The organism is Bacillus sp. JJ634 (assembly GCF_036962285.1).
GTDB lineage: Bacteria > Bacillota > Bacilli > Bacillales > DSM-1321 > Peribacillus > Peribacillus asahii_A.
The window spans coordinates 215-1,177 of record NZ_JBALMU010000162.1 but is presented as its reverse complement, the minus strand read 5'-3'; the positions used below and the strand labels follow the sequence as shown (position 1 = coordinate 1,177).

The window sequence follows — 963 nt, the reverse complement described above, 5'->3', positions numbered from 1 at the left end:
GGAAGTTTCACTTTATCATTTCTTTTAACTTTATGCTCTAGTCGGTTGTAGAATGACTTCAAGCTTTCATTTTTCCAAGTTTAATAAAATTGCGGTCTCTTTCATTAAGCTTTTGGGAAACGAGCATATCGTCATATTGATAAATGCCTTCCCCTGATTTTGTTCCTAGCTTTCCTTGCTCAACCAACTCTCGAATGATTTCAGGGGCTTCCATACTTTGATCTAAATCAGGAGCTACATTTTCAAACACTCGTTGCCACGTATCCAGTCCGCCAAAGTCTGCAATTTCAATCGGCCCTGTAAACGCCCAACGAAACCCTGGTCCAGCCGTTATTGCTGTATCAATATCCCGTGCACTAGCTACATCTTCTTTTAACAAATAAAATGCTTCGCGCATTAAGGCTGTCTGCAAACGGTTAGCGATAAATCCAGGAATTTCCTTTTTTAGAAGAATTGGCGATTTACCAATCTTGCGAATAAGATCCAGTGTCGCATCAACAACTGTCTCTTTTGTTTGAGGATGCTTTACAATTTCGACTAACGGGACTAAATGTCCAGGATTAAAGAAATGCGTAATTATCATTCGATCTGGAAAAGAAGCCTTTTCCATTAAACGTGAGATTGGAAACGTGGATGTATTGGAAGCCACAATGGCATCGGCCTTCATTATTCGTTCCAATTTTTCATAAAGCTCCCACTTCCACTCAATGACTTCCGGAATAGCCTCAATGATAAAATCGGCTTCCTTGACAGCTTCTTCTAGATCTGCGGTATAGTGAATATTCGCTAAATTAGACTGCTTTTGTTCCTCGTCTAATCCTACTTCTTCCGCAATCAATGACAGATTTTCAAAAATCCGATTTTTTGATTTTTGTAACAACTCTTCATTTAAATCATTTATCGTGACAGAATAACCACTAACCGCAAAAGATTGGGCAATGCTGCTCCCCATTACACCCGAAC

Annotated in this window: 1 protein-coding gene; it reads right to left on the bottom strand. The window is 39.5% G+C overall.

All coding sequences use genetic code 11. The annotated features are described in order from the left end of the window. Positions 1-58 precede the first annotated feature (58 nt). The coding region (locus V7068_RS20075) for a 3-hydroxyacyl-CoA dehydrogenase family protein (RefSeq protein ID WP_499714253.1) at positions 59-963 on the bottom strand (905 nt) is incomplete at its 5' end.